This is a genomic window from Pantoea sp. XAF26B01_ASV70 (assembly GCF_054512635.1).
In genome coordinates this window covers 4,060,356-4,083,823 of the sequence record NZ_CM137251.1, presented here as the reverse complement: position 1 = coordinate 4,083,823, position 23,468 = coordinate 4,060,356, and the positions used below count along the sequence as shown (strand labels likewise).

Here is a 23,468-nt window from a genome sequence, read left to right as displayed (position 1 = left end):
TACACAGCTCTTCTCAGGGTGAATCATGAGTAAAATCGGGTTTTACCTGCTGCTGCTGGTGCTTGCACCCGTTGCGGCGGTGATCATCATTACGCCAATGGACAGCCAGAAACAGTATATTTTTGGTCTGATCAGCATCGGCATGATGTTTTTATTGGGTTTCAGCAAGAGCCGCAAAATAACGGTGGTGATGGTGGTTCTCTCTGCGCTGATGTCAAGCCGCTATATCTGGTGGCGGACCACCGAGACGCTGCACTTTAATTCCGAAGTTGAAGCTATCTTAGGCATTGGCTTATATCTGGCGGAGCTGTACGTCTGGCTGATCTTAATTCTTGGCTTCCTGCAAACCACCTGGCCATTAAAACGCACCATCGAACCCTTACCGGACGACACCAGCCTGTGGCCGACGGTCGATATTTATGTGCCTTCCTACAATGAAAGTCTTGATGTGGTGCGCGACACCGTACTCGCGGCGCAGTGTATCGACTACCCGCGTGACAAAATCAGGGTCTATCTGCTGGATGATGGCAAGCGCAGCGAGTTTGCCCGCTTTGCGGCGGATGTCGGCGTGGGTTATATCACCCGTGACGACAATAAACATGCCAAAGCCGGGAACCTCAACCATGCGATGAAAATCACCAAAGGTGAGCTGATTTGCATCTTCGACTGCGACCACGTGGCGACGCGCACCTTCCTGCAGGCGACGGTCGGACCGTTCCTGAAAGATCCGAAGCTGGCGCTGCTACAGACGCCGCACTACTTCTATTCTCCCGATCCCTTTGAGCGTAACCTGCGCGCCGCACGCAGCATTCCAAACGAAGGCTCGCTGTTTTATGGCCCGGTGCAGCAGGGTAATGATAACTGGAATGCCACTTTCTTCTGTGGCTCCTGTGCGGTGATCCGTCGTTCAGCGCTGGAAGAGATTGGCGGTTTTGCCGTTGAAACCGTGACCGAAGATGCACACACCGCCCTGAAAATGCAGCGACTGGGCTGGGGCTCAGCCTTTTTGTCGATCCCGCTGGCTGCCGGTCTGGCAACAGAACGTCTGGGCCTGCATATCATTCAGCGTACCCGTTGGGCGCGTGGCATGACACAGATTTTCCGCGTCGATAACCCGCTGTTTGGCCGTGGCCTGAAGTGGCAGCAGCGTCTTTGCTATCTCAACGCCATGCTGCATTTCCAGTTTGGCCTGCCACGCGTTGCCTTCCTGACCGCACCGCTGGCTTACCTGCTGTTTAACCTGAATATTATTCACTCATCGGCCTCGCTGATCTTTGCCTATGTGCTGCCCCATCTGGTGATGTCGCTCTACGTTAACTCACGAATGAATGGCCGTTTCCGTTACACCTTCTGGGGTGAAATTTATGAGACGGTGATGTGCTTCCATCTGGTGATCCCGACCATTCTGACCCTGTTGTCGCCAAAACATGGCAAGTTTAACGTGACCGATAAAGGCGGCGTGCTGGATCAGGGCTTCTTCGATTTCCACATCGTGCGTCCGCATGTGATTGTGGCGCTGCTGCTGGGCATTGGCATTGTAGCCGGCGTGGTGCGCGCCGTGATGCATGACTATTTTGGCGTCGATCCTTACGTTATCGCGCTCAACGTCGGCTGGGCGATCTTCAGCCTGATCATTCTGATGGCGGCAATTGCCGTGGCGCGCGAAACCAAGCAGGTGCGTAAAACCATCCGTGTTGAAGTGCAAATCCCGGCGATTATTCATTACGCCAGCGGCATTTCATCGCGCACCCAGACCAGCAACCTTTCGATGGGCGGCGCGCAGCTTGATGCACCCGATGGACGTCATGAAACTGATGAGATTGAAGAGATTGATCTGCTGCTGAAATCCGGCGCGATCACTATCCCGGTCAGTCAGATTTCCGGCGATGATGAGAGCATCCGTCTGCGCTTTGAGGCGATGCCGCTGGCGCGTCGTCGCGAACTGGTCCGTGTGGTGCTGGCTCGTGCTGATGCCTGGATTCAGCCGGAGTATAAGCAGGACAACCCGCTGATTTCGCTGGGCACTATTATCCGTACCGTCTTTGAGCTGTTCTGGCTGACCTGGAAAGGCCGCCACGATAAACGTAAAAATGTCGACCCGGTTGCCGCGGCGGCGAAAGAGGATGGGGCGGCATGAAGATCCTGACGCAAACTTTGCTGGTCAGTTCACTGACCGCAGCGTTATGGCTGACGCCCGCTGGCGCGGAAACGCCGGTTACTGCTGATAACAGCAGTGCTGCGCCGGTAAACAGTTCAGCCCCGACGCCGCCTGATGCTGCTTCCACCACGCAGCCTGCCAGTGCGCCGGTAAACAGTCCGGCTCCGACGCCGCCTGATGCTGCTTCCAGCACGCAGCCTGCCGATGCCACCGTCATTGCACCCGCGACAAATCAGGCTCCGGCCAGCGATGCGGCATCTGTGGTGCCCATGAATAATGGTTCCACCCAGACGGCAGGTTCAGACCAGGTAGCGGTCCCGGTCAGCGGTGGAGAGTCTGCAATGCCGTCAGTGTCACCAGCGGCAAATGCGCCATCTGCGACACCGTCCGCAGAATCTGCACCGGCATCGGCGCCACAGAGTGCATCACCCAATGCCATGGCACCCCCGGTGAACGCCTCTTACGCCCCAGGTAGCGAGGCGACATCACAAACTCAGCCATCTTCAGTGACCGGTGACGCGACCTCAACGCCTCAGACCGCGTCATCGACCGGTGAGGCGGCGGCTTCTGCCCAGACCACCGCGCCGATGGCCGCCACCGGCGCGGTGACCCAGGACAGCAGCGCGCTGTCAGCAGTACCCCTGCCGCAGGGCCTGAGCAGTGCCGATCCCGCGCTGGAAGCGGCCGCCAGTGCGCTGCCCTACGCGCCAGGTCAGGTAGCTGCACCGGTTGCAGAAGCGCAGCCGCCGATCGCGGCTGCCATCAATCAGCCAATCAGTAGTGTTATTTCAGTGGCCCAGATGGGCCAGTCGCGCGGCATCACGCTGACCGGCGGCCAGCTTCAGTCGGGCATCACCTTTACCCTGCCCGGCGATGAAGTCATCACCAATGCGCGACTTAATCTGACGCTGCGCGTCTCAGCTGCGCTGGCGGCACGCAATACGTCGCTGCAACTGATGCTGAATGGTCAGCCGCTCGGCACGCTGCCGCTGGGTGCGACGGACAGCGATGTCAGCGACTATGAGCTGGATATTCCGGCGGCGATGGTGGTGTCGGCGAACAATCTGAGTTTTAAAATCAATGATGCGGACAAGTTGCTGTGTGAAAGAGAGAGCGCACAGCAGTATCAGGTCACCATTCTGCCGAACACATCGCTGCACCTTGAGGGTCAGAAGCTCAATATCGGCACCAGCCTGCGTAATTTCCCGCGCCCCTTCCTGGATCCTCAGCGGATGACGGCGTCCACCGTGACGGTGGGCTTTGCCAGTCATGTTTCAGCCGATGCTGTCAGCGCGGCGGCACTGGTGACATCCTGGCTCGGCATTCAGAGTGATTATCGCGGCATCCGTTTCCCGGTGGTGCGCGGCGAACTGCCGGAACACAACGGCATCCTGTTTGGTCATCCTGGTGACCGGATCGGCACCCTGACTTTCCCGGCCAGTAACGGTCCGATGTTGCAGGTGGTGGATAATCCCAATAATCCGGTTTACAAATTGCTGCTGGTCAGTGGCAACAATGAGGAGCAGTTGCGTCAGGCGGCGAACCGTCTGACGACGCAGCCACTGACGACGGATGAGAGTCATCTGCAGGTCCCCGCACAGACTATTGCAAACCGCAAACCTTACGATGCCCCGCGCTGGATTAACACTGACCGTCCGGTACGACTGAGCGAACTGCTGCGTAAAGATCAGAGTCTGACCAGTAGCGGCATCTGGCATGATGCGCTGCGTGTTAACTTCCGCGCCGCGCCTGATTTGTTCCTGTGGGATGGCGACACAGTGCCGGTCAATCTGCACTATCGCTTCCCGTCCGAAAGCTGGATCGATGAGGATAATTCCTTCCTTAACGTCATGCTTAACGGCACTTTTCTGCGCAATCTGACGGTGAACAAAGTCGGCCTGCTGGAGAACGCCTGGCACCGTCTGGGCGGTGATGCGCGTCAGGAGCAGTATCAGCTTAATCTCGAACCCTACCTGATCTATGGCGATAACCAGCTGGCGCTCTACTTCAATATCAAACCGCGGGCTGATGCGCCCTGCGGTGTGTTACTGAACAACAACATCAAGAGCCGGATTGAAGAGGATTCATGGATCGATCTGAGCCATACCCGTCACTTCAGCATGCTGCCGAACCTCTCTTACTTTGTGGGTGCCTCTTTCCCGTTCTCACGTCTGGCCGATTTCAGCCAGACCACGCTGCTGCTGCCGGAAACGCCCAGCGATGCTGAACTGTCAACGCTGCTGGATCTGGCGGCGCGGGCTGGTAAAGCCACCGGTCTGGCGCTGACACAGAATCAGGTACTGTTTGGCCTGCCGACTGGCGGAACCCATCTGGCGCGCATACAGCAGAGCGATCTGCTGGCGGTGAGCACCACCGGCAACAGCGCCTTTAATCAGGCGATGCTGGCGGCTTCCCCTTATGACGCCACCAGCAGCACTTTTGGGGTGAAAGAGCCTGACACGCTGGAAAAATTACGCGGCTGGCTGACCGGTGACTGGAGCCGTCAGCAGCTGGATGCCGATCGTTACTTCTCCTCCAACGAAGCGTGGCGAGGCTTCCTCAGCTACCGATCGCCATGGAACCGCGATCGGCTGGTGGTGATGACGGTGGCAACCAGCGACGATCAGCTGTTGCGACTGCATAACGATTTGAGTTCAGCGCAGATTAACGCCGGCATTCGTGGCGATACCGCGATTATTACCGATGAAAACGGCATTCGCAGTTTCCGCGTCGGCGCGCAGTTTCCCAGCGGTGAGTTGCCCTGGTACATGATGGTGGTGTGGTATGCCAACCAGCACTCGGTGCTGCTGGCGGTGGCGGCGATGCTGCTCTCCGCGCTGGTGGGCAGTGCGGCCTGGGTGATGCTGAAGCGTCACGCCTGGCGACGTCTGAACCCAAAGCAGGACCGTGATTCCGGCAGGAAGTAAGGATAATAATAATGAAAAAAAATCTGTTAAGTGCCGGTATCCGTAAGGCGTTGCTGCTGGGCAGTGCGCTGGCCCTGTCACAGCCGCTGCTGGCGGCGGAAAGCGCCAATCCGGCGTTGCAGGCGCTGTTCGATCAGGCCTCTTACTGGCATCAGAAAGCGCATGACGACCTGGCGACAGCCTCACTGCAAAAGGTGCTGATGGTTGAACCCAACAACACTCAGGCGCTCTACCTGCTGGCGCTCTATTCACAGCAGGGTGGCGACACTGCGGCGGCGGCGCAGTATCGCGCCCGTCTGAGTCAGGTCTCCCCCAACGATCCGCATCTTGGCGAGCTGGATAACGCGCGCCAGATGCAGACCATTCCGCAGGCGCAGCTTGCGCTGGCGCGTCAGCAGGCGCGCAGCGGCAATATTCCGGCGGCGTTACAGACCTGGCGCAACACCTTCAGCGGCAATGCGCCACCACCCAGCGTCGCGGCAGAATATTATCTCACTATGGCGGGCGACCGTACGCTGCTGCCGCAGGCGGTTGAGGCACTGCGCCAGTTTGCGGCTCAGCATCCGCAGGACACCGGCGCGCGGCTGGCGCTGGGTAAAGCGCTGACCTATCAGGAAACAACCCGTCGCGAAGGCATTGAGGTGCTGAGTTCGCTGGCGAGCGGTAATCAGGATGCCGACCGCTCACTGCGTCAGGCGCTGCTGTGGCTCGGTCCGCAGCCGTCAGATGCGGCGCTCTATCAGACCTGGCAGCAGCGTCATCCGCAGGACTCCGCCGTCATCGACTACTACCGTAAAAACGTCGGCGGCGCAGAAAAAGGGGCCGGATTCAGCGCGCTGAACAGCGGTGACGTCGGCGGTGCGCAGTCCAGCTTTGAAAAAGTACTGGGTGCGAATCCGCAGGATGCCGATGCGTTAGCGGGCATGGGCTATGTGGCCCAGCGAGCCGGACGTTATCAGGAAGCGGCGGATTATCTGCAGCGGTCTGCTCAGCTCGGCGGCGATCAGGGTTCATCGCGTCAGCAGCAGGCTGACGATGCGCGTTTTTATGCACAGCTGGCCAGCGCCCAGCAGGCACTGAAAAGCGGAGACACGGCGCAGGCGCTGACATTAAGCGAACCGCTGGTGCAGGCTGACGGCGAAAAAGGGCTGGCCGCCAGACTGTTCCGCGCCGACGTGCTGCGCCGCACCAATCAGCCACAGCAGGCGGAGCAACTCTATCGCACTATTCTGCAAAGCGATGCGGATAACCGCAGCGCCAAAGAGGGACTGTTCTACGTTCTGCGTCAGCAGAATCGGGGCACCGAAGCTAACACGCTGCTGGGTGCATTGCCGGACAGCGTTCGCCAGAGCGTCACGCCACGGGCCAATGAAGCCGATGCGCTGCGTCAGCAGGCGAAGCGTCAACTGGCGGCTGGTAACAATGCCGCTGCCATCGCGACGCTGCAGCAGGGTATTCAGCGCTATCCCACGGATGGCTGGCTGCGGCTTGATTTAGCCCGGCTTTATCGTCAGCAGGGCGACACGCTGCTGGCGGCTAACGTGATGCAGCCGGTGATGCGCAACGGGGCCAGCACCAGCGAACTGTATGCCGGTGCGCTTAACGCCAGCGAAAGCGGCGGCTGGCAGCAGGCCAGCACGTTGCTGTCGCGCATTCCCGCTAACGCGAAGACGGCGGCGATGCGTGAACTGGCGCAGCGGGTTAATTTCAATCTGCAGATGAGCACGGCCGACCAGTATCTGGCGCAGGGCGCGACGGCTGCCGCCGCCAATACCCTGAAGGCGCTCACGGTTAATCCACCTACCAACCCGGTTGATGCCGGAAACCTGGCGCAGAAGCTGGCGCAGGCGGGCGATCTCACCAGCGCCGTTTCGGTGGTGCGGACTAACCTGCAGCGTGGCGTGCAGGGCAATGCGGGCGATTATGCCGCGCAGATGACGGTACTGAATCAGGCGGGCCTCGGCAGTGAGGCGCAGCGCTTCCTCAGCAATCCGGAACTGCAGGCGCGCAGTACGCCAACGCAACTGGCCGGTATTCGCAATGGCTATCTGATTAACGAAGTGGATCGTCTGCGGCAGCAGCGTCAGTACGCGGTGGCGTATGACAAGCTGATTGGTGCACTGCAGCAGGATCCGCAGAACCGCGATCTGATGTTCGCGATGGCCCGTCTCTACCAGGACGGCAAGATGAACCGGGATGCGGGCGTGGTCTATGACTACCTGATGACCCAGGATACGCCGACGCAGGATGCGCGCGTCGGGGCCATCAACGTCGCGCTGGCGCAGAACAATGTGCAGCGCGCTAATGAGCTGAGTCGCGGCCTTAACAGTACGACTCAGACACCGGATCGTCTGCTGCTGCTGGCGCGGGTCGCGGAAGCCAATGGCGAGCATTCTCAGGCGATGGCTTATCTGCGTTCAGCGCGCGGTCAGCTGATTGGCCTGCAGGGCGCGCAGCCTGGCAGCGTGCCGACCGTGGGCGGACTGGCGCTGGCGGATAATCCGTTTATCAACCGTGATACTTCGCCGGTGGGACGTTCACCATCCAGCTACGGCACCGTGCTGCCGTGGCAGGCGGCACCGGCGGGCGTTGCCGCTGGCGTGACAACGCAGGGCGAACCGGCCGCGGGCAGCGAAACCGTTGCTCAACAGTCACAGATTCTGCACGACGTCGACACCATGATGGATTCGCTGCAGGAAAAAACCGGCAGCTGGAGTCAGGGCATGGTGCAGGTGCGCGGGCGTGATGGCGAGTCGGGCCTGAGCAAGCTGACGGAAGCTAAAGCGCCGCTGACCTTCTCTACCGTGCCGTTTGAAACGGCGCGCCTCGACTTTACCGCCACGCCGGTCTCACTTACGGCGGGCAGTGGCGCAGCCGATGCCTGGCGCCGTTTCGGCACCAATGCGCTGAGTCAGGGCAGGGTGGTGGCTGCAGGCGGTGCAACGGTGAATGACCTGCCGAACGCCACCACCGATTCGCAAACCGCTTCAGGCGTGGAGCTGAATCTGGCGCTGAAGGGCGACAGCTATAAAGTGGATATCGGCAGTACGCCGCTGGGCCAGGATCTCAGTACTCTGGTCGGGGGCGTACAGTGGTCACCGAAACTCACCGACTTCCTGACGCTGATCCTGACCGGTGAGCGCCGCGCGATTACCGACAGCCTGCTCTCTTACGTCGGCGCAGAAGATAAAGCCAGCGGCAAACGCTGGGGACGCGTCACCAAAAACGGCGCTAACGCACTGTTAAGCTACGACAATGGCGATGCGGGCTTCTACGCCGGCGCGGGCGCTTACAGCTATCTCGGCGAGAATGTCGCCAGCAACAACAACCTGCAGGCAACTGCCGGTGCCTACGTTCGTCCGTTTCACACTGACGATCGCGAGCTGAAAGTGGGCATGAGCCTGTCGTGGATGGACTTCTCGAAAAACCTCAGCTACTTCAGCTACGGTCAGGGCGGCTACTTCAGCCCGCAGAACTACGCGTCGGTCTCGTTCCCGATAGAGTTCTCACGCAAGTTTGACGATCTGAAAGTGAATATTGGCGGTGCAGCCGGTTATCAGACCTACAGTCAGGATAAGAGCGCGTACTTCCCGGCGGATGCCAGCCTGCAGTCAGAGCTGGAATCCCTTGCCGCCAGCGGCAGCGTGAAAGACGCTTACTACTCCGGCGGCAGTAAAAACGGCATCGGCTACAACCTGCACGCCGGGGCGGACTACAAACTCAATAAAGATGTGACGATTGGCGGCCAGCTGGGTTATGACACCTTTGGTGACTACAACGAAAGCAGCGCGCAGCTCTATGTCCGTTACCTGTTCGGAGAGAAGTAATGAGTGAGCATTCGGGGGTATCGCATCCGTATCAGCCAGGCTGGTTTGACCTGGTCAGCGTGCTGATTGACGGGATGATCGCCAACGCCGGTCAGCAGGAGGCGGAAGCCTTTCTCTATAAGATGGGGGAATCGCTGGCGAACCGCTATCCTTTGCCAGAGTCGCGTACCGTGCAGGATCTGGAGCGCGAGTGCAATCTGCAACTGGCGCGGTTTAACTGGGGCTTTGTGCAGCTTCAGCCGGAAGAGAAGGCGCTGCTGATTGCGTATCACGCCTTACCGGCAGGCGACAACATCCACTCTCCGGCTGACTGGCAGGCGGCGTTTGGTGCGGTGATGGCCGGACTTTTTTCGGGCTGGTTGCAGGGCCAGGGCGGCAGCAGCATTGTGCCGGTTACGCTTGAACTCAACGATGGCAGCACGCTGCACTATCGATATCAATAGGATCGGAAATGAAACGTAATCCACTCTGGCGGGTCTGGCTCTGCTCTGTTTTACTGCTGGCCTGCAGCGCGCAGGCGAGTGCCAGCGGCTGGGAGACTTTTAAAAGTCGCTTTGTGACCTCAGAAGGGCGGATCACTGACACCGCCAATAACAACGTCAGTCATACCGAAGGCCAGGGTTATGGCATGTTGCTGGCGGTGGCCAACGACGATCGCGCCACCTTTGATCGGTTGTGGCAGTGGACGCGCAGCCAGCTGCGTAATCCGCAGACCGAGCTTTTTTACTGGCGCTACGTGCCGGGCAGTGACAACCCGGTCGCCGACAAGAATAACGCCGCGGATGGCGATGTGTTGCTGGCCTGGGCGCTACAGCGTGCTGCACAGAAATGGCAGGTGGAGAGCTACCAGCAGGAATCTGACCGTATTCAGCGCGCCATTATCAGGCTGGATGTCACGAGCTTTGGCGGCCACACCGTGATGCTGCCGGGTGCGCAGGGCTTTAACAAAGTCAGTTATGTGGTGCTCAATCCCTCTTACTTCCTGTTTCAGGCATGGCGCGAGTTTGGTGAACACAGCCATCTTCAGGTCTGGGATAAGCTGATTAACGATGGCTTTGATCTGCTGGGTAAGCTGAGCTTTGGCAAAACCGGGCTGCCAATGGACTGGGTCGCACTGAATGCCGACGGTTCGGTTGCCCCGGCCGTCGGCTACTCGAACCGCTTCAGTTACGATGCGATTCGCGTGCCGCTGAACATCTGGTGGTATGACCCGCACAGTCTGGCACTGGTGCCGTTTCAGCGCGTCTGGCAGGGTTACAGCCGCATGCTGACACCCGCCTGGTTCGACGTGCTGGCGAATGCCCCAGCACCTTACCATCTTGAGGGCGGGCTGCTGGCGGTACGTGACCTGACGCTGAATGAAACCGGCTATCTGAGCGATAAGCTGGCTGCGGATCAGAACTACTTTTCTGCCAGTCTGCAGTTGCTGACCTGGCAGGCGTTTCAGGAGAAGCGCTGATAACTGGCAGAATGGCGGCACTGGCCGCTATTCTGCCATCGACAGCCACGCGCTCAACAGGGAGCAGGCGCCGCGCCTGACCCGCCTTTAACTGCCGGGTCACGGCTCTGCAACCCGGCGGTTACGCGTTACTGCGGATAGGCGACCCAGTCGCCGCCGTTCAGCCTGATCCAGGGTTTGCCCTGATACATTATCACCACTGCACCGTCATTTTCCGACACCACCGGCGTCTGTGGCAGCTTGTCAGTCAGCACCGACATATTCACATTCGGGGCATTAAATACCTGCCCATCTACGACGCGCGACACAATCTCTGACAAGGCCAGCAGGCTGGTCGGCGCATCAATGTTCAATGGCTGAGCCTGATGCGGCGCCTTCATTCCGACGAACTTAATGCCCACCGGTACGTGAGTAATATCCGGGCTGGGAATATCGCGCAGGCCGGACATCTGCATTTTGTCTCCCTGCAGCGCGGCACCGTGCTCGGGCACTACCAGTACCATGACGCGGCGGCCCGACTTCTCCAGCTGCGTCATAAAGGCATCAAGCTGATCGAATAGTAGTTGCGCGCGCGGTTTCCACGGTGCCGTTTTGGTGCTGCCGAGTTCACGGGTGCCGTCGTGCAGCGGGATCAGATTGTAGAAGGTGGCGCTGCGTGCATCGCTGCTTTTGCTGCGGTCGTCCAGCCAGCGCTGCATCAGTTGCGCATCGTTGAATACCGGCGAGCCGTCGAATGATGTCAGTTCTGGTGCGATACCCGCCTGTGACATCAGCGGTGCCTGAATATCGCCGCCCTCGCGCACCTCCTTCAGGTAGTTACCGAATACCCCAGTGTGATCCATCATCAACTGCTCTTTAAAGCCCAGCTTCGCCAGATTGTCGAACAGATAGCAACGCGGATCGGCAGGTTTATAGAGATCGCTATGCGAGGTCTGGCCACAACTGGCACGCAGCAGTCGGATACCCGCCGGTCCGCTGTAGCTGGTTGCGGCGTTGTAATTGCTCAGCATGATGTCGAAATGCTGCCACAGCGGATGGTTACGCAGCTGAGAAGCATCCATATCAGACCAGGCGAGCGAACAGATATTGATCACCAGGATGTCGAAAGGCTGCGAATCGGCAGGCAGATTGTCGGGAAAATGCGTCACGCGCTGGCGTTCACTTTCATGAAAGCGGTTCAGCCAGGCGGTGAGATTCGCGCTGGTCGGCGGCGCAGACTGCTCCAGTCCATCCGGCGTGGCGGCTGGCTGGCCGCCGCTGGGTGTCTGATTCAATACGACCTGTGGCGTAGCCGTCCGGGTCGGCAGCAGCGACATCGCCGGGCCAGCAATCGTCAGCACGTTAAGCCAGATCAGCATCAGGGAAACCAGCACCGTGATGCGAACCCATTGTGAAACAAACAGATAGAGAACCAGCAGCACAAAGGCGGCTCCCACCATTTGCCAGTTAATAAAGCGATCGGCCAGGTCGAGCAGATAGGCCGCAGAGAAGCCCGCCAGCTGATCGCCCTGGCTGAGTATGCTGCTGAGTCCTGGCAGCCAGGTGTCGTGCCAGAACAGCGCGATGCCAACCGGAATCGAGATCAACTGGCGGATGCGATGCAGGCGCGCCGAGGGTAACGGAAAAAGCAGCCAGGCGAGAAACACCAGATTGCTCAGGGCGTGAAAATTGAGATAGCCATACCACAGCATGCCGAACTTCAGTAAAAAGTAGAAATTCCAGCCGCCCAGTCCGCGCCAGGAGGACCAGAAGCGGGAAGAGGAGGCCGCCGCGGGTTGATCAGTATTCATTAATTTTTTCTATCCGTTTCAGAGGATTGACGCTGCCAGTGACCTTCCGATTTAAGCGCGCGCGCTGGCAACAGACGATTCATGATGCCGTTCCAGCGACGGGGTAGCCATTTTTGATATAATGGCTTTAAAAACAGCAGGATAACCAGAATAAGTAGCGCAATTTGTACCCAGTCCATCAGATTCATCAGGCTTTGTTCTCCGGCAGTAAAGTGATGGGCTGCGGTGCAGCGCGTTCATGTGTTTCAGGCCGGCTCTCAACGGCGGCGCGGGCCGTCTCTGATACCGGAGCCAGATCCTGAATTGCCATCGGCGTCAGTTTCTTAATATTGCTGACTTCTGCGAGGATCTGATTATCCTCAAACCAGACCATCCGGTTAGCAAACAGCTCGTCGTGAGGCAGAGAAAAGATATATTTCAATGCCTTATCAAGGTCGTTATAGCGGCAGGAAGAGAGGAAAAGGATGACACGATCTTCCAGTACCGTGACCAGGTCGCCAAAGCGGCGCGGTTTACAGAGCGTCAGGATTTGCTGAGGCTTAAGCTGTGGCACAGGCCGCAACGCGACCAGCAGGCCCTTATCATTTTCCGGCAGCAGGGTATTGCTGATCAACTGGCCGACTGACTGACAGAAGGCATCGAGACGCAGGTAGCCTTTCTCATGCAGAGGCTGCAACGAAGCGGTTAACGCCTCAAGACTGGCGGGAACGCGACGGTTAAACACCTGTCCCTGAAGGCCCTCCAGCGTGGTCAGAAAGCGCGACATTGTGGCGTTGGTCGGGACGATGGCGTTTACACCGCAGGCCAGCAGCAGACGTTCGTCGCTATAACGCAGGCTGGCACCCATCTCGCGCACCACAATTTTCAATCCGTTGCCGCGTGTACGACGCAGGCTGTGCACCATCTTCGCCAGTTCGTTGATATATTCGCTGCGGGTCAGGCTGAAAATCACCGTTGCGGCATTGGCCTGCTGCGCCCGCAACCAGACCTGCTCATTATCCTCGAACAGTTGCCACTGGCGTGAAAGCGGCGGCGCGCCCTCGAGCACGATGTTGTCCGCAAGATAATGCTGCTCATCGTTGAGGCTCAGTGGTTCCTGCTTTTCATTTAAGGTAAAAAATCGCTCATTTTCACAGCCCAGACGTATTGCCCGATCGGCAAGCAGGCGTTCCGCGGCATACCACCAGTTAATTCGATACTGCCAGCTATCCTGCTGAAAGCTCAAATGCGCAACGCCATCCAGCTGACGAAAATAACGCTGAAGATGATTACTCAGATTTATTATTGTGGTGCCGGAGGTCACGATTAAAAGGGTGAGCTTTCTTTTATGCAGCGTCTGACGCATGCCCTTTATCCAGCGGGATAATTCTGCTTCATCAAGCTTATCCCATTGCGCTGCGTTGCTATTAAATATCACTAACCCATTTTTACTGCCGAGCGTGCGCAGAAAATCACTTTCCAGCTGCAACAAACTGCCTTTGCTTTTGGAAAGAGAAAACAGCGGAATACGATCGGGTCCGCCAGGTGGGTCGGGCGTCAGCAAATCACGCGGCGGCTGGTCAGCGCTGATCAGCGTTACGGCCTGCTGATGTGAAATTACCTGTCGAATAAAAGTGCGGGCGTCATCCTGCCGCGCACAGGTCACCCAATAACAGCCGGGCGTTTGCAATGCCGTTAATTCAGGCTGAACATGCAACAGCCCCAGCGAAAAAGAATTTTTCATATTGAATTCGTTATTTTTCCAGTCCAGGCTAGCTTATTATAGACAGGCCGGGATGTAACCTGAGAAATTTAAACATTGCTAATCACAGGCCGGCTCACATTGTTCTGCAATTGCCGCGTTTCTGGAAATATTTTTCAACTTTCCTTTACGCGCAGTCGGTCATCCTGAGTGTGACGTTGTTTTATTTTTGGCGAACAGTAATGAAAAACCACAATCTCTATAACCCTGTTGCCGCTGATGGCGATCGTCAGGATGATATTAGCGCGTTGCGCGATGCGTTTTCTTTGCACTCTTTCCGCTATGTCGACATTGCGCGTGAAGAGCGCCTGAAAGCGATCGTGTCGCGCTGGCCGCTATTAGCGGAAACCCTTGCCAGCCAGTCTGAGACCGATCGCTGATGCCACAGATCGCGCTTCAGGGCGTACGGGGCGGCGTCGGCACGACTTCTCTTTGTGCCGGATTAGGCTGGGCGCTGGCGGCACTCGGCGAACGAGTATTGTTGATCGATGGCTCCCCGGTCAGCCAGCTCGGCGTGCATTTTAATCTGCCCGCTCAGCAGGATAATGGCTGGATGAAAGCACTGTGTGAGGGCGGTGACTGGCAGCACAGCGGGCTTCGCTATCCCGATGGTCCTGATTTGCTGCCTCACGGGGTGCTGTCCCATCAGCATGCTTTGACTATTGCCAGACAGAATGAGGCGATCGCCGCGCCGCTGCTCCAGGCATTACCGGACCTGCGGGCGCGCTATCAGTGGATTATTTTCGATCTGCCTGCCGATACCCTGCCCTGGCATGAAACGCTCTATCCGACGCTGGACAGCCTGTTGTGCGTCACTCAGCCAGACGCGAATTGCCATTTACGGCTTAGCCAGCGCCAGTTTCCGGCGCGCACCCGGTTTATTATCAATCAGTTTAATGCCAACAGTCGTCTGCAGCAGGATCTGCATCAGCTCTGGATGGCCTCGCTGAATCCGCTGATACCGCTGCTGATCCACCGGGATGAGGCGCTGGCAGAAGCGCTGATGATGAAGCAGCCGGTCGGTGAATACCGGCCACATGCGTTGGTCAGTGAAGAGATCATCACGCTGGCAAGCTGGCTGCTGCTCAATCTGAATGGAGTGAGCTCTTGAATCCGTTGTGCTGGCTGTTAACAGCGCCCGCCTGGCAATCGCTGCACAGGGGCTATACCACCGCGCGAGGCAATGGCGCGTCCCGCTTCGCCAGTGCGCTCCATCTGTTCTGGTCGGTGCTGGGCCTGATGCTGCTTCGCTTCGAAACACCAGGCTGGCAGCGGATTATTCAGCAGCGCCGCCGGCTCTATCCGCACATTTCGCCGGAGCGGCCGCGACCGCTGGATATCCTGCGTTATCTGATCCAGACGCTGTGGCTTTTGGTGATCCTGCCGCAGAGCGATCGCGCTCGTGGCGGTTTCCGTGGCCTCGGTGCGCTGTCTGGCTGGCGCCACCATGGCTACCGCTGGCTGGACAAGGCCGTTGCCCACTCACAGACCCAGGGAATCGATGTGCGCATCGAACAGTGGCTGAAGCGGCTGTCGCCGCTGGTGCGACGCAGCCTCTTCGCCGTCACCGCCCTGTTTGCGACGTTGCTGGCGCTGCTCTGTATCAGCCAGCCCTTTGGTCTGATGACGCAGTTTATCTTTGTGGTACTGCTCTGGAGTCTGGCGATGCTGGTACGACGCGTCCCGGGGCGTTTCCCGACCATGATGCTGATTGTGCTGTCGCTGACCGTATCGTGCCGCTACCTCTGGTGGCGCTATACCTCGACGCTGAACTGGGACGATCCGCTGAGTCTGGTGTTTGGTCTGCTGCTTATTGCGGCAGAGACCTACGCCTGGGTGGTGCTGGTGCTGGGCTATTTTCAGACGCTCTGGCCGCTTAACCGTCAGCCGGTGTCGATGCCTGTCGATCGGGATCAGTGGCCAGGCATCGATCTGCTGGTGCCAACCTACAACGAACCGCTCAGCGTGGTCAGACCCACCATCTACGCTGCCATGGGCATCGACTGGCCGAAAGACCGCCTGAATATCTATCTGCTCGATGACGGTGACCGGCCGGAATTCCGCGACTTTGCCGCCAGCGTGGGTATCAACTATGTCGTCCGTCCCACCCATGAGCACGCCAAGGCCGGCAATATCAATCACGCGCTGAAAAAGTACTGCCGCAGCGAATTTGTGGTGATTTTCGACTGTGACCATGTGCCGACGCGCGCCTTTTTGCAGATGACCATGGGCTGGTTTATTAAAGATCCCCGGCTGGCGATGATGCAGACGCCGCATCACTTCTTCTCGCCTGATCCGTTTGAGCGCAATCTCGGGCGGTTTCGTCGTACGCCCAATGAGGGTTCGCTCTTTTATGGGCTGGTGCAGGACGGTAATGATACCTGGGATGCCACCTTTTTCTGCGGCTCCTGCGCCGTGCTGCGCCGCAGCGCGCTGGATGAAATTGGCGGTATTGCGGTGGAAACCGTTACCGAAGATGCCCATACCTCGCTGCGGCTGCACCGGCGCGGCTACACCTCGGCCTACATCCGCATTCCTCAGGCGGCCGGACTGGCGACCGAAAGTCTGTCAGCGCATATCGGACAGCGCATCCGCTGGGCACGCGGTATGGTGCAGATCTTCCGCCTTGATAACCCGCTGTTTGGTAAGGGGCTGAAGTGGGTACAGCGGCTCTGTTATGCCAACGCCATGCTGCACTTTCTCTCTGGCATTCCGCGGCTGGTCTTCCTGCTGGCGCCGCTGGCGTTTCTGCTCTGTCATGCCTACATCATCTACGCACCTGCGCTGGCGATCGCCATTTATGTTTTGCCCCATATGCTGCATACCAGCCTCACCAACTCGCGTATTCAGGGACGCTGGCGACACTCTTTCTGGAGCGAGGTCTACGAGACGGTGCTGGCCTGGTATATCGCCCGGCCTACCACCGTGGCGCTGTTCAATCCTCATAAAGGGAAGTTTAACGTCACCGCAAAAGGCGGGCTGGTGGAGGAGGAGCATCTGGACTGGGTGATAACCAAGCCCTATATGCTGCTGGTGCTGCTCAACCTCGCAGGGGTTTTGATGGCGTTCTGGCGCATGCAGCACGGTCCGGCCAATGAGGTACTGACGGTATGGGTGAGCCTGATTTGGGTGCTCTACAACATGATTATTCTTGGCGGTGCGGTAGCGGTTTCGGTTGAAGCACGGCAGATCCGTGAGGCGCACCGGGTGGAGATCGCCATGCCGGCCGCCATTGCACGCGAAGATGGTCATATGCTGCCCTGTACGCTGCGTGACTACTCTGACGGCGGCGTCGGGCTGGAGATGCGCGAGCCGGATGCGCTGCGGGAGAATGAAAAAGTGTGGCTGCTGCTGCGTCGTGGACAGCAGGAGTTCAGCTTCCCGTGCCAGGTGCAGCGTGTCTTTGGCCACCGGGCTGGCGTGCGTCTCCATCAGTTGACCACTCAGCAGCATATTGAATTTATCCAGTGTACCTTCGCCCGCGCCGATACCTGGGCGCTGTGGCAGGACGGTTTTCCGGAAGATAAACCGGTCCAGAGCCTCGCCGATATCATGATCCTCGGTTTCAAAGGTTACCTGCGCCTGGCGGAATATGGCCCGCCGCAGTTACGTCGGCTGTTTAACCTGCTTACCGTTGGGGTGAGCTGGCTGGCTTCGCTGTTGCCGCAAGGCATCGGACGTGTGCCAGCTTCAAAAAACGCATTGAGTTGATGATATGACGATACCGAGAGTAAACAGGTGGTTTGCCGCTCTGCTGCTGGGCAGTGCAACGTTAAGCTGTGCCGCCGCGCAGGAGGACGCGCCCGCAAACATCAATGGTGTAACGCCTGTGCAATCTTTACCGCAGGATAACGGCGCACCGCTGCGGAACAGCCAACTGAGCTTTGCCCAGCTGGCACCGCCGCCTGGCAGCATGACGCTGCGTGGCACCCGCACTACCGGACAGATTGAGTTCGGTGTGCGCAGCGATGAGGTGGTGACGCGCGCGTTGCTGAACCTCAGCTTTCGGCCTTCGCCCGCACTGCTGCCAACGCTGTCGCAGCTGAAGATTTATCTCAATGATGAGCTGGTCGGTCTGATCACTCTGACGCCGGAACAGCTGGGCAAAGAGATCCAGACGCAGCTGTCGATCGATCCGCGCTACATTGCCGACTTTAACCGCGTGCGTTTCGAGCTGGTGGGCCACTACGCCAACGTCTGTGAAAATCCTGCCAATAGCGCAATCTGGCTGGATATCGGCAAACAGAGCGGCATCGATCTGACGCTGCAAAAACTGCCGCTGAAAAATGACCTCTCCCACTTCCCGGAACCCTTTTTTGATTCGCGGGATACGCGACCGCTGACCCTGCCGATGGTGTTCAGCGCCCAGCCGGATGTCACGCAGCAGCGGGCCGCCGCCATTCTTGCTTCCTGGTTTGGCAGCAAAACGGGCTGGCGCGGGCAGCGTTTCCCGGTGCTGTATAACCAGCTACCGCAACAGCAGCATGCGGTGGTGTTTGCCACCAACGAAGCGCGCCCGGATTTCCTGAAAGATCTGCCGCCGGTGACAAAACCCACAGTAGAGATTGTCAGCCAGCCCGATAATCCGTATGAAAAAATGCTGCTGATTCTGGGACGCAACGATGAGGACCTGCTGACGGCGGTTCAGGGTATTGCCCAGGGTGAGCTGCTGCTGCGCGGCGATATTTCAACCATCGACAGCGTTAAGCTGCTCTCCCCGCGCCAGGCTTATGACGCCCCTAACTGGGTGCGGACCGATCGCCGCACCACTTTCGCCGAACTGACGCAATATGAGAATCAGTTGCAGTCTGATGGGGTGCAGCCTAATCCCGTCAGCCTGACCCTCAATCTGCCGCCCGATCTCTTCCTGGTTCGCGCGCGCGGTATCGACATGGATCTGAGCTATCGCTATACCGCGCCTTTCCAGTCGGATGGCTCACGGCTGGCGGTCAACCTGAATAATCAGTTCATTCAGGATTATCCGCTGCCGCCGAAAAATACGACGGGTCAGCAGCTGCTGCATATTCCGCTGATTCAGGGAATGCTGGACAAGAGCCATGAGCTGCTGATTCCGGCGCTGCGCCTCGGGGTGGTGAATCAGCTGCGCTTTGATTTTGATTACGCCAACATCACCATCAGCGGCAACGCGGATGGACGCTGTGAAACCGCAACGCCGATAACGCATCATGTGGTGGTGGACGACAATTCCAGCATCGATTTTTCCGGCTATCGCCACTACATCGAAATGCCGTCGTTGCGCGCCTGGGCGAATGCGGGCTTTCCGTTCAGCCGCTACGCCGATCTGGCGCAAACCCTGGTACTGATGCCGCCAAAACCCGATGCAGAGCAGGTCAGCACGCTGCTGAATACGTTGGGCAATATGGGTGCGCAAACCGGCTATCCGGCGCTGCGCGTTCAGTTGACCGATGACTGGGCCACGGCGAAGAAGCAGGATGTGGATCTGCTGATGATCGGTGTCATCCCCAAAGATCTTCAGGATGACCAGCGGATCCCGGCGCTGGTCGACGCCACCGCCAGCTGGCTGAAAGAGCCTGTGCGACAAATCACTCCGGAAGTGAACCCGCAAAGTCAGCGCGAGCAGGCGGCAGAAAGCACGACGACTATCAGCTCCCGCGGCCCGCTGGCAACGGTGATTGGCTTCCAGTCACCTTTTTACGATCAGCGCAGCGTTGTCGCGTTGCTCGCCGATGGCACGCCGCGTAGCTGGCAGTTGCTCAACGAGGCGATGGGTGACAGCGGCAAGCGTGGCACGATGTCTGGCTCCACCGTGGTGATCCGCGAGTCAGGGGTTAACAGTCTGCGCGTGGGAGAGAGCTACTACGTTGGTCATCTGCCGTGGTGGGAGCGTCTCTGGTCGCTACTCTCCGTCCATCCCTTCTGGCTGGCACTCTGCGCACTCTTTGTAGTGGTGCTGTTTGCGCTGATGACCTGGCGTCTGATGCGAATTATTACCCGTCGTCGTTTACTGGATGAAGATGAATAACGCACAGGTGCTGCGGGCAGGCATGCTGCTCGGCGCACTGAGTGCGCTGCCGGGGCTGGCTGCACCGGTCGACGGACCGGAGGTGTCGCCGGTCGAATGGTTGCTGTCACAGGTACGCACCGGCGAGTCGACCAACAAATACGATCTGGTGCAGCAATCGCTCTACCGGCTTGAGAAGATCGATCCTGATAATCCGCAGGTGCTGGCGGCTCGCCTGCGGCTGGCGCTGCGTCAGGGCGATATCCCTAAAGCGCAGATGCTGCTGGAGCAGCTGAAAAAGGTTGCGCCCGACTCCGCCGCGACGCGTGAATCAGCCGTCGGCCTGACGCTGATGTCGTCGGATGGGCGGCAGCAGCTGCAGCAGGCGCGCCTGCTCGCCACCTCGGGGCGCCTGGCGGAGGCGAAAAGTGCTTACGACGCGTTGTTCGGAGGGGTTTTTCCGGATGCGAACACGGCGCTGGAATACTGGCGGCTGCTGGCACGCACTCCCGGTCAGGAGAGCGTCGCTTACCAGCAGCTGCAGGCGCTGGAGCAGCGCTACCCGGGCAATATCGGGGTTGAGTTGCAAATTGCACGCATGGCATTTGATCAACAGCAGCCGGAGCAGGCGATAGCGCAGTTGAAAAAGCTGGCAAACAGCAACGGCGGACGCGCCGCCGCCGATCTCTGGCTGCAGCAGATCAACGATCAGCCGGTCAGCGACAGCAGCGTGGCGCAGTTAAAGGATTATCTGGCTGTTTTTACCGACGGCGACGCGCACCAGCAGGGCGCGGAAGTGCTGGCGAAGCAGCAGGCGCAGCTCGCCGATCCCGCCTATCGCGAGCGGATGCGTGGCCTGGCGCTGGTCGAGGCGGGCGATGTGAATAATGCGATGGCAGCGCTTAGCCGGGCACTGAAGGATAACCCCAACGACGCCGAATTGATGGGTGCAATGGGGCAGACTCAGGCACGCGCCGGCCATCGTGATGTGGCGGTGCTCTGGCTGGAACGCGCCGTTGAGGCGGGCAAGCAGAGCACGCTGATCGGCAAATGGCAGTCACTGCTGCAGACTAACCGTTACTGGCTGGCGGTCGAACAGGGCGACAAGGCGCTGGCGCAGCATGACGTTGAGGGGGCCGAACGCGCCTACCGCGCCGCACAGAAAATTGATAGCACCGACAGCTATGCCCTGATTGGCCTGGGCGATGTGGCGATGGCGCGCAAAGATAGGGCGGCGGCTGAACAGTACTGGCAAAAGGCGCGACGTCTGGATGGCACGAATATCACCGCTGTGCGACGACTGGCGGGACTTTACCAAACGGTTTCCGCCGCCCGCGAGTTGGAATTTATTAATACCTTGCCCGCCGGGCAGCAGCGCGAGATGGCGGGAACGTTGCGCGCGCTGCGCAGTGACAGCCTGCGCGCCGAGGCCGATGCGCTCGCCCGGCAGAATAAATGGCCGCAGGCGGCAGAGAAGTATCGGGCGGCGCTGGCGCTGCAGCCGGATGACGTCTGGCTGAGTTATCGGCTGGCGAGCGCGCTACGCGACGGTGGGGCCATCCAACAGGCGGATGCGCAGATCGCGACGCTGCAACAGCAGCATCCCGGAGATGCGACCGCGCTCTACGCCGCCGCGCTCTACCTTTCCAGCCGGGATAATGATGACGCCGCACTGGCAACGCTGCATCGCCTGCCTGAAACGCAGTGGAACAGCAATATGCATGAGCTGGCTGACCGGCTCGGGCAGGATAAAATTTTTGCCAGCGCCGAAGCGCTTCGTGCGGCAGGGCAGGAGCGGGCAGCAGTGACGCTGCTTTACCAGCAGCCGGTTTCCAGCCGACGCGACCTGACGCTGGCCGACTGGGCGCTGGCTCGCGGGGACGCACAGCAGGCACTGGAGACCTATCAGCAGGTGCTGTCGCGCGAGCCGGATAGCGGCGATGCGGCGCTGGGACGAATCGAAGCGCTGGTTGCCCTCCAGCGCAACAGCGAAGCACGGCAGGCACTTGAGCAGCAGCCAGCCCAGCCCAACACTCTTAATGCCGATCGCCGCGCCGCGCTGGCATGGCAGGCGGTGGGCGAAACCACGCAGGCTGCCGTGCGCTTTGCCAGCCTGAAGCAGCGCGCTGCGTCACTGGCGCCTTCGCAGGATAAGGCACTGGTGTTTCGTGATGCGGCACGGCTGGAGCGCGCACAGCAGCAGCCAGAGATCGCGCTGGCGGATTATCGTCAGGCGATGACGGCCAGCGGTATCGGCAGCGGCGAAAGTATCAGCCGCGCGACACGCTCTCAGGAACAGGATGACTGGCTGAAGCGCAGTATTCGCAGCGACACCGCAGATCTCTATCGTCAGCGTGAGAGCACGCTGACGGTGCAGCAGGACTATTCACGCAATAAGGGTACGGCTGGGGTCTCCGACTTTACTGCCCATACCACCATGCTGCAGGCGGAAAGTCCGTTTGCTGACGGACGCGGCTTTTTCCGTCTCGACCGGGTGGACGTCTCGGCAGGGAGTTTTACCACCCGTAACGGCAGCTTCGACGAGCAGTTTGGTAGCTGCGACGACGCCAGTTCCGGCGGATGCAGCCGCGATGCCAGTCAGCGCGCCGAGGGCACTGCGCTGGGCGTCGGCTGGCATAATGACCGCTGGTCAGCGGATCTGGGTACCACGCCGCTGGGCTTTGAGGTGACCAACTGGACCGGCGGCCTGAGCTGGAAAACTGACGTCAGGGATCTTGGCGTGACGCTGACCGCCTCGCGACGGCCGATCGCCAGTTCGCTGCTTTCCTACGCGGGCGCGCGCGATCCATCAGCCAACGGTGGAAAAAGCTGGGGCGGCGTAGTGGCAACGGGTGGCAGCATCGGGCTGAGTTACGATCAGGGCGGCGCACACGGTGTCTGGGGCGACATCAGCGCGCATCAGATCACCGGTAAAAACGTTGCGGATAACAGTCGCGAGCGCTTAATGGCCGGTTACTACTACAAGCTCATTAATAGCGATAATCGCCGGGCCACCATCGGGCTGAACAGTATGCTCTGGCACTATCAGAAGGATCTCAGCGATTACACCTTCGGTCAGGGCGGCTACTACAGTCCGCAGCAGTATCTCTCCTTTTCCGTGCCGGTCACCTGGCGACAGCGGACAGAAAACTGGTCGTTCGACCTGGGCGGCTCGGTTTCCTGGTCACATTCGAAAACCGATGCGCAGCAGCGCTATCCGGTCAATCCCGGCTTTACCCTTGCCAGCAATCCCGTTTCCGCCAGCAGCACCGGTAGCGGCACGGGGTATACGCTGCAGGGCGTGGTTGAACGTCGTATCACGCCCGACTGGTTTATCGGGGTGGGCGTCGATATTCAACAGGCGAAGGATTACACCCCGAGTCACGGTCTTATCTACGTGCGTTACTCTGCCGCAGGCTGGGAAGGGGATCTGGATATGCCGCCACAGCCGCTGACCCCTTACGCGGATTTTAAATAATCCCGACCGGAAAAAGCCGGACTTTTCAGACGGTAAAAAAGTCAGTTTATGGGATATACTGGCGGGCATTGTACTGTCTGCTATCTGGGCTTTTTTCATCGTCAG

General features: G+C 59.1%; 13 protein-coding genes. 10 read left to right on the top strand and 3 right to left on the bottom strand.

Annotation, left to right across the window (positions count from 1 at the left end):
• Nucleotides 1-25: 25 nt before the first annotated feature.
• The 5 genes from bcsA (ACX8ZY_RS19220) to ACX8ZY_RS19200 are packed head-to-tail and all read left to right on the top strand — an operon-like array spanning nucleotide 26 to nucleotide 10,371.
• Nucleotides 26-2,137 carry a UDP-forming cellulose synthase catalytic subunit gene (gene bcsA / locus ACX8ZY_RS19220; protein ID WP_010671648.1) on the top strand — a complete coding sequence of 704 codons (2,112 nt, stop codon included), beginning with the start codon at nucleotides 26-28 and terminating at the stop codon, nucleotides 2,135-2,137.
• Nucleotides 2,134-5,085, top strand: coding sequence for a cellulose biosynthesis cyclic di-GMP-binding regulatory protein BcsB (gene bcsB, locus ACX8ZY_RS19215; protein ID WP_158149687.1), 2,952 nt, complete (start codon nucleotides 2,134-2,136; stop codon nucleotides 5,083-5,085). Before bcsA (ACX8ZY_RS19220) ends, bcsB (ACX8ZY_RS19215) begins: the two co-directional genes overlap by 4 nt.
• 11 nt (nucleotides 5,086-5,096) lie before the next feature.
• Nucleotides 5,097-8,912 carry a cellulose biosynthesis protein BcsC gene (locus tag ACX8ZY_RS19210; RefSeq protein ID WP_320504224.1) on the top strand — a complete coding sequence of 1,272 codons (3,816 nt, stop codon included), beginning with the start codon at nucleotides 5,097-5,099 and terminating at the stop codon, nucleotides 8,910-8,912.
• Nucleotides 8,912-9,355, top strand: coding sequence for a cellulose biosynthesis protein BcsD (gene bcsD, locus ACX8ZY_RS19205; protein ID WP_010671651.1), 444 nt, complete (start codon nucleotides 8,912-8,914; stop codon nucleotides 9,353-9,355). The genes ACX8ZY_RS19210 and bcsD overlap by 1 nt, the downstream gene beginning before the upstream one ends.
• A gap of 8 nt (nucleotides 9,356-9,363) precedes the next feature.
• A complete protein-coding gene (locus ACX8ZY_RS19200; RefSeq protein ID WP_031590334.1) occupies nucleotides 9,364-10,371 on the top strand; it encodes a glycosyl hydrolase family 8 in 1,008 nt (335 codons plus the stop codon).
• Nucleotides 10,372-10,499: 128 nt separating this feature from the next.
• Here ACX8ZY_RS19200 and bcsG read toward each other — a convergent pair whose 3' ends face one another.
• From bcsG to bcsE, 3 genes are read right to left on the bottom strand one after another with little or no spacing between them, the layout of a single operon-like run.
• Nucleotides 10,500-12,161, bottom strand: coding sequence for a cellulose biosynthesis protein BcsG (gene bcsG / locus ACX8ZY_RS19195; RefSeq protein ID WP_320504223.1), 1,662 nt, complete (start codon nucleotides 12,159-12,161; stop codon nucleotides 10,500-10,502).
• Complete coding sequence (gene bcsF, locus ACX8ZY_RS19190) at nucleotides 12,161-12,349, bottom strand: cellulose biosynthesis protein BcsF (RefSeq protein ID WP_010257418.1); 189 nt, start codon at nucleotides 12,347-12,349, stop codon at nucleotides 12,161-12,163. The genes bcsG and bcsF overlap by 1 nt, the downstream gene beginning before the upstream one ends.
• Complete coding sequence (bcsE, locus tag ACX8ZY_RS19185) at nucleotides 12,349-13,884, bottom strand: cellulose biosynthesis protein BcsE (RefSeq protein ID WP_320504222.1); 1,536 nt, start codon at nucleotides 13,882-13,884, stop codon at nucleotides 12,349-12,351. The genes bcsF and bcsE overlap by 1 nt, the downstream gene beginning before the upstream one ends.
• A gap of 200 nt (nucleotides 13,885-14,084) precedes the next feature.
• Between bcsE and bcsR the strand changes: the two genes are divergently transcribed.
• From bcsR to bcsC, 5 genes are read left to right on the top strand one after another with little or no spacing between them, the layout of a single operon-like run.
• Nucleotides 14,085-14,282 (top strand): cellulose biosynthesis protein BcsR, encoded by a 198-nt coding sequence (gene bcsR / locus ACX8ZY_RS19180; protein WP_010257416.1) that lies wholly within the window; start codon nucleotides 14,085-14,087, stop codon nucleotides 14,280-14,282.
• Nucleotides 14,282-15,013, top strand: coding sequence for a cellulose biosynthesis protein BcsQ (gene bcsQ, locus ACX8ZY_RS19175; protein WP_010257415.1), 732 nt, complete (start codon nucleotides 14,282-14,284; stop codon nucleotides 15,011-15,013). The genes bcsR and bcsQ overlap by 1 nt, the downstream gene beginning before the upstream one ends.
• Nucleotides 15,010-17,613: a UDP-forming cellulose synthase catalytic subunit gene (gene bcsA, locus ACX8ZY_RS19170; RefSeq protein WP_320504221.1), complete on the top strand. Its 2,604-nt coding sequence runs from the start codon at nucleotides 15,010-15,012 to the stop codon at nucleotides 17,611-17,613. The genes bcsQ and bcsA (ACX8ZY_RS19170) overlap by 4 nt, the downstream gene beginning before the upstream one ends.
• A 4-nt stretch (nucleotides 17,614-17,617) precedes the next feature.
• Complete coding sequence (gene bcsB / locus ACX8ZY_RS19165) at nucleotides 17,618-19,906, top strand: cellulose biosynthesis cyclic di-GMP-binding regulatory protein BcsB (protein ID WP_250497563.1); 2,289 nt, start codon at nucleotides 17,618-17,620, stop codon at nucleotides 19,904-19,906.
• Nucleotides 19,899-23,363 (top strand): cellulose synthase complex outer membrane protein BcsC, encoded by a 3,465-nt coding sequence (bcsC, locus tag ACX8ZY_RS19160; RefSeq protein WP_421665155.1) that lies wholly within the window; start codon nucleotides 19,899-19,901, stop codon nucleotides 23,361-23,363. Before bcsB (ACX8ZY_RS19165) ends, bcsC begins: the two co-directional genes overlap by 8 nt.
• Nucleotides 23,364-23,468 lie beyond the last annotated feature (105 nt).

Bases quoted from the DNA above. Each gene is read 5' to 3' on its own strand.
- bcsD (WP_010671651.1), top strand. From the start codon at position 8,912: ATGAGTGAGCATTCGGGGGTATCGCATCCGTATCAGCCAGGCTGGTTT.
- ACX8ZY_RS19210 (WP_320504224.1), top strand. From the start codon at position 5,097: ATGAAAAAAAATCTGTTAAGTGCCGGTATCCGTAAGGCGTTGCTGCTG.
- bcsB (WP_250497563.1), top strand. From the start codon at position 17,618: ATGACGATACCGAGAGTAAACAGGTGGTTTGCCGCTCTGCTGCTGGGC.
- bcsR (WP_010257416.1), top strand. From the start codon at position 14,085: ATGAAAAACCACAATCTCTATAACCCTGTTGCCGCTGATGGCGATCGT.
- ACX8ZY_RS19200 (WP_031590334.1), top strand. From the start codon at position 9,364: ATGAAACGTAATCCACTCTGGCGGGTCTGGCTCTGCTCTGTTTTACTG.
- bcsC (WP_421665155.1), top strand. From the start codon at position 19,899: ATGAATAACGCACAGGTGCTGCGGGCAGGCATGCTGCTCGGCGCACTG.
- bcsE (WP_320504222.1), bottom strand. From the start codon at position 13,884: ATGAAAAATTCTTTTTCGCTGGGGCTGTTGCATGTTCAGCCTGAATTA.
- bcsQ (WP_010257415.1), top strand. From the start codon at position 14,282: ATGCCACAGATCGCGCTTCAGGGCGTACGGGGCGGCGTCGGCACGACT.
- bcsA (WP_010671648.1), top strand. From the start codon at position 26: ATGAGTAAAATCGGGTTTTACCTGCTGCTGCTGGTGCTTGCACCCGTT.
- bcsG (WP_320504223.1), bottom strand. From the start codon at position 12,161: ATGAATACTGATCAACCCGCGGCGGCCTCCTCTTCCCGCTTCTGGTCC.
- bcsB (WP_158149687.1), top strand. From the start codon at position 2,134: ATGAAGATCCTGACGCAAACTTTGCTGGTCAGTTCACTGACCGCAGCG.
- bcsF (WP_010257418.1), bottom strand. From the start codon at position 12,349: ATGAATCTGATGGACTGGGTACAAATTGCGCTACTTATTCTGGTTATC.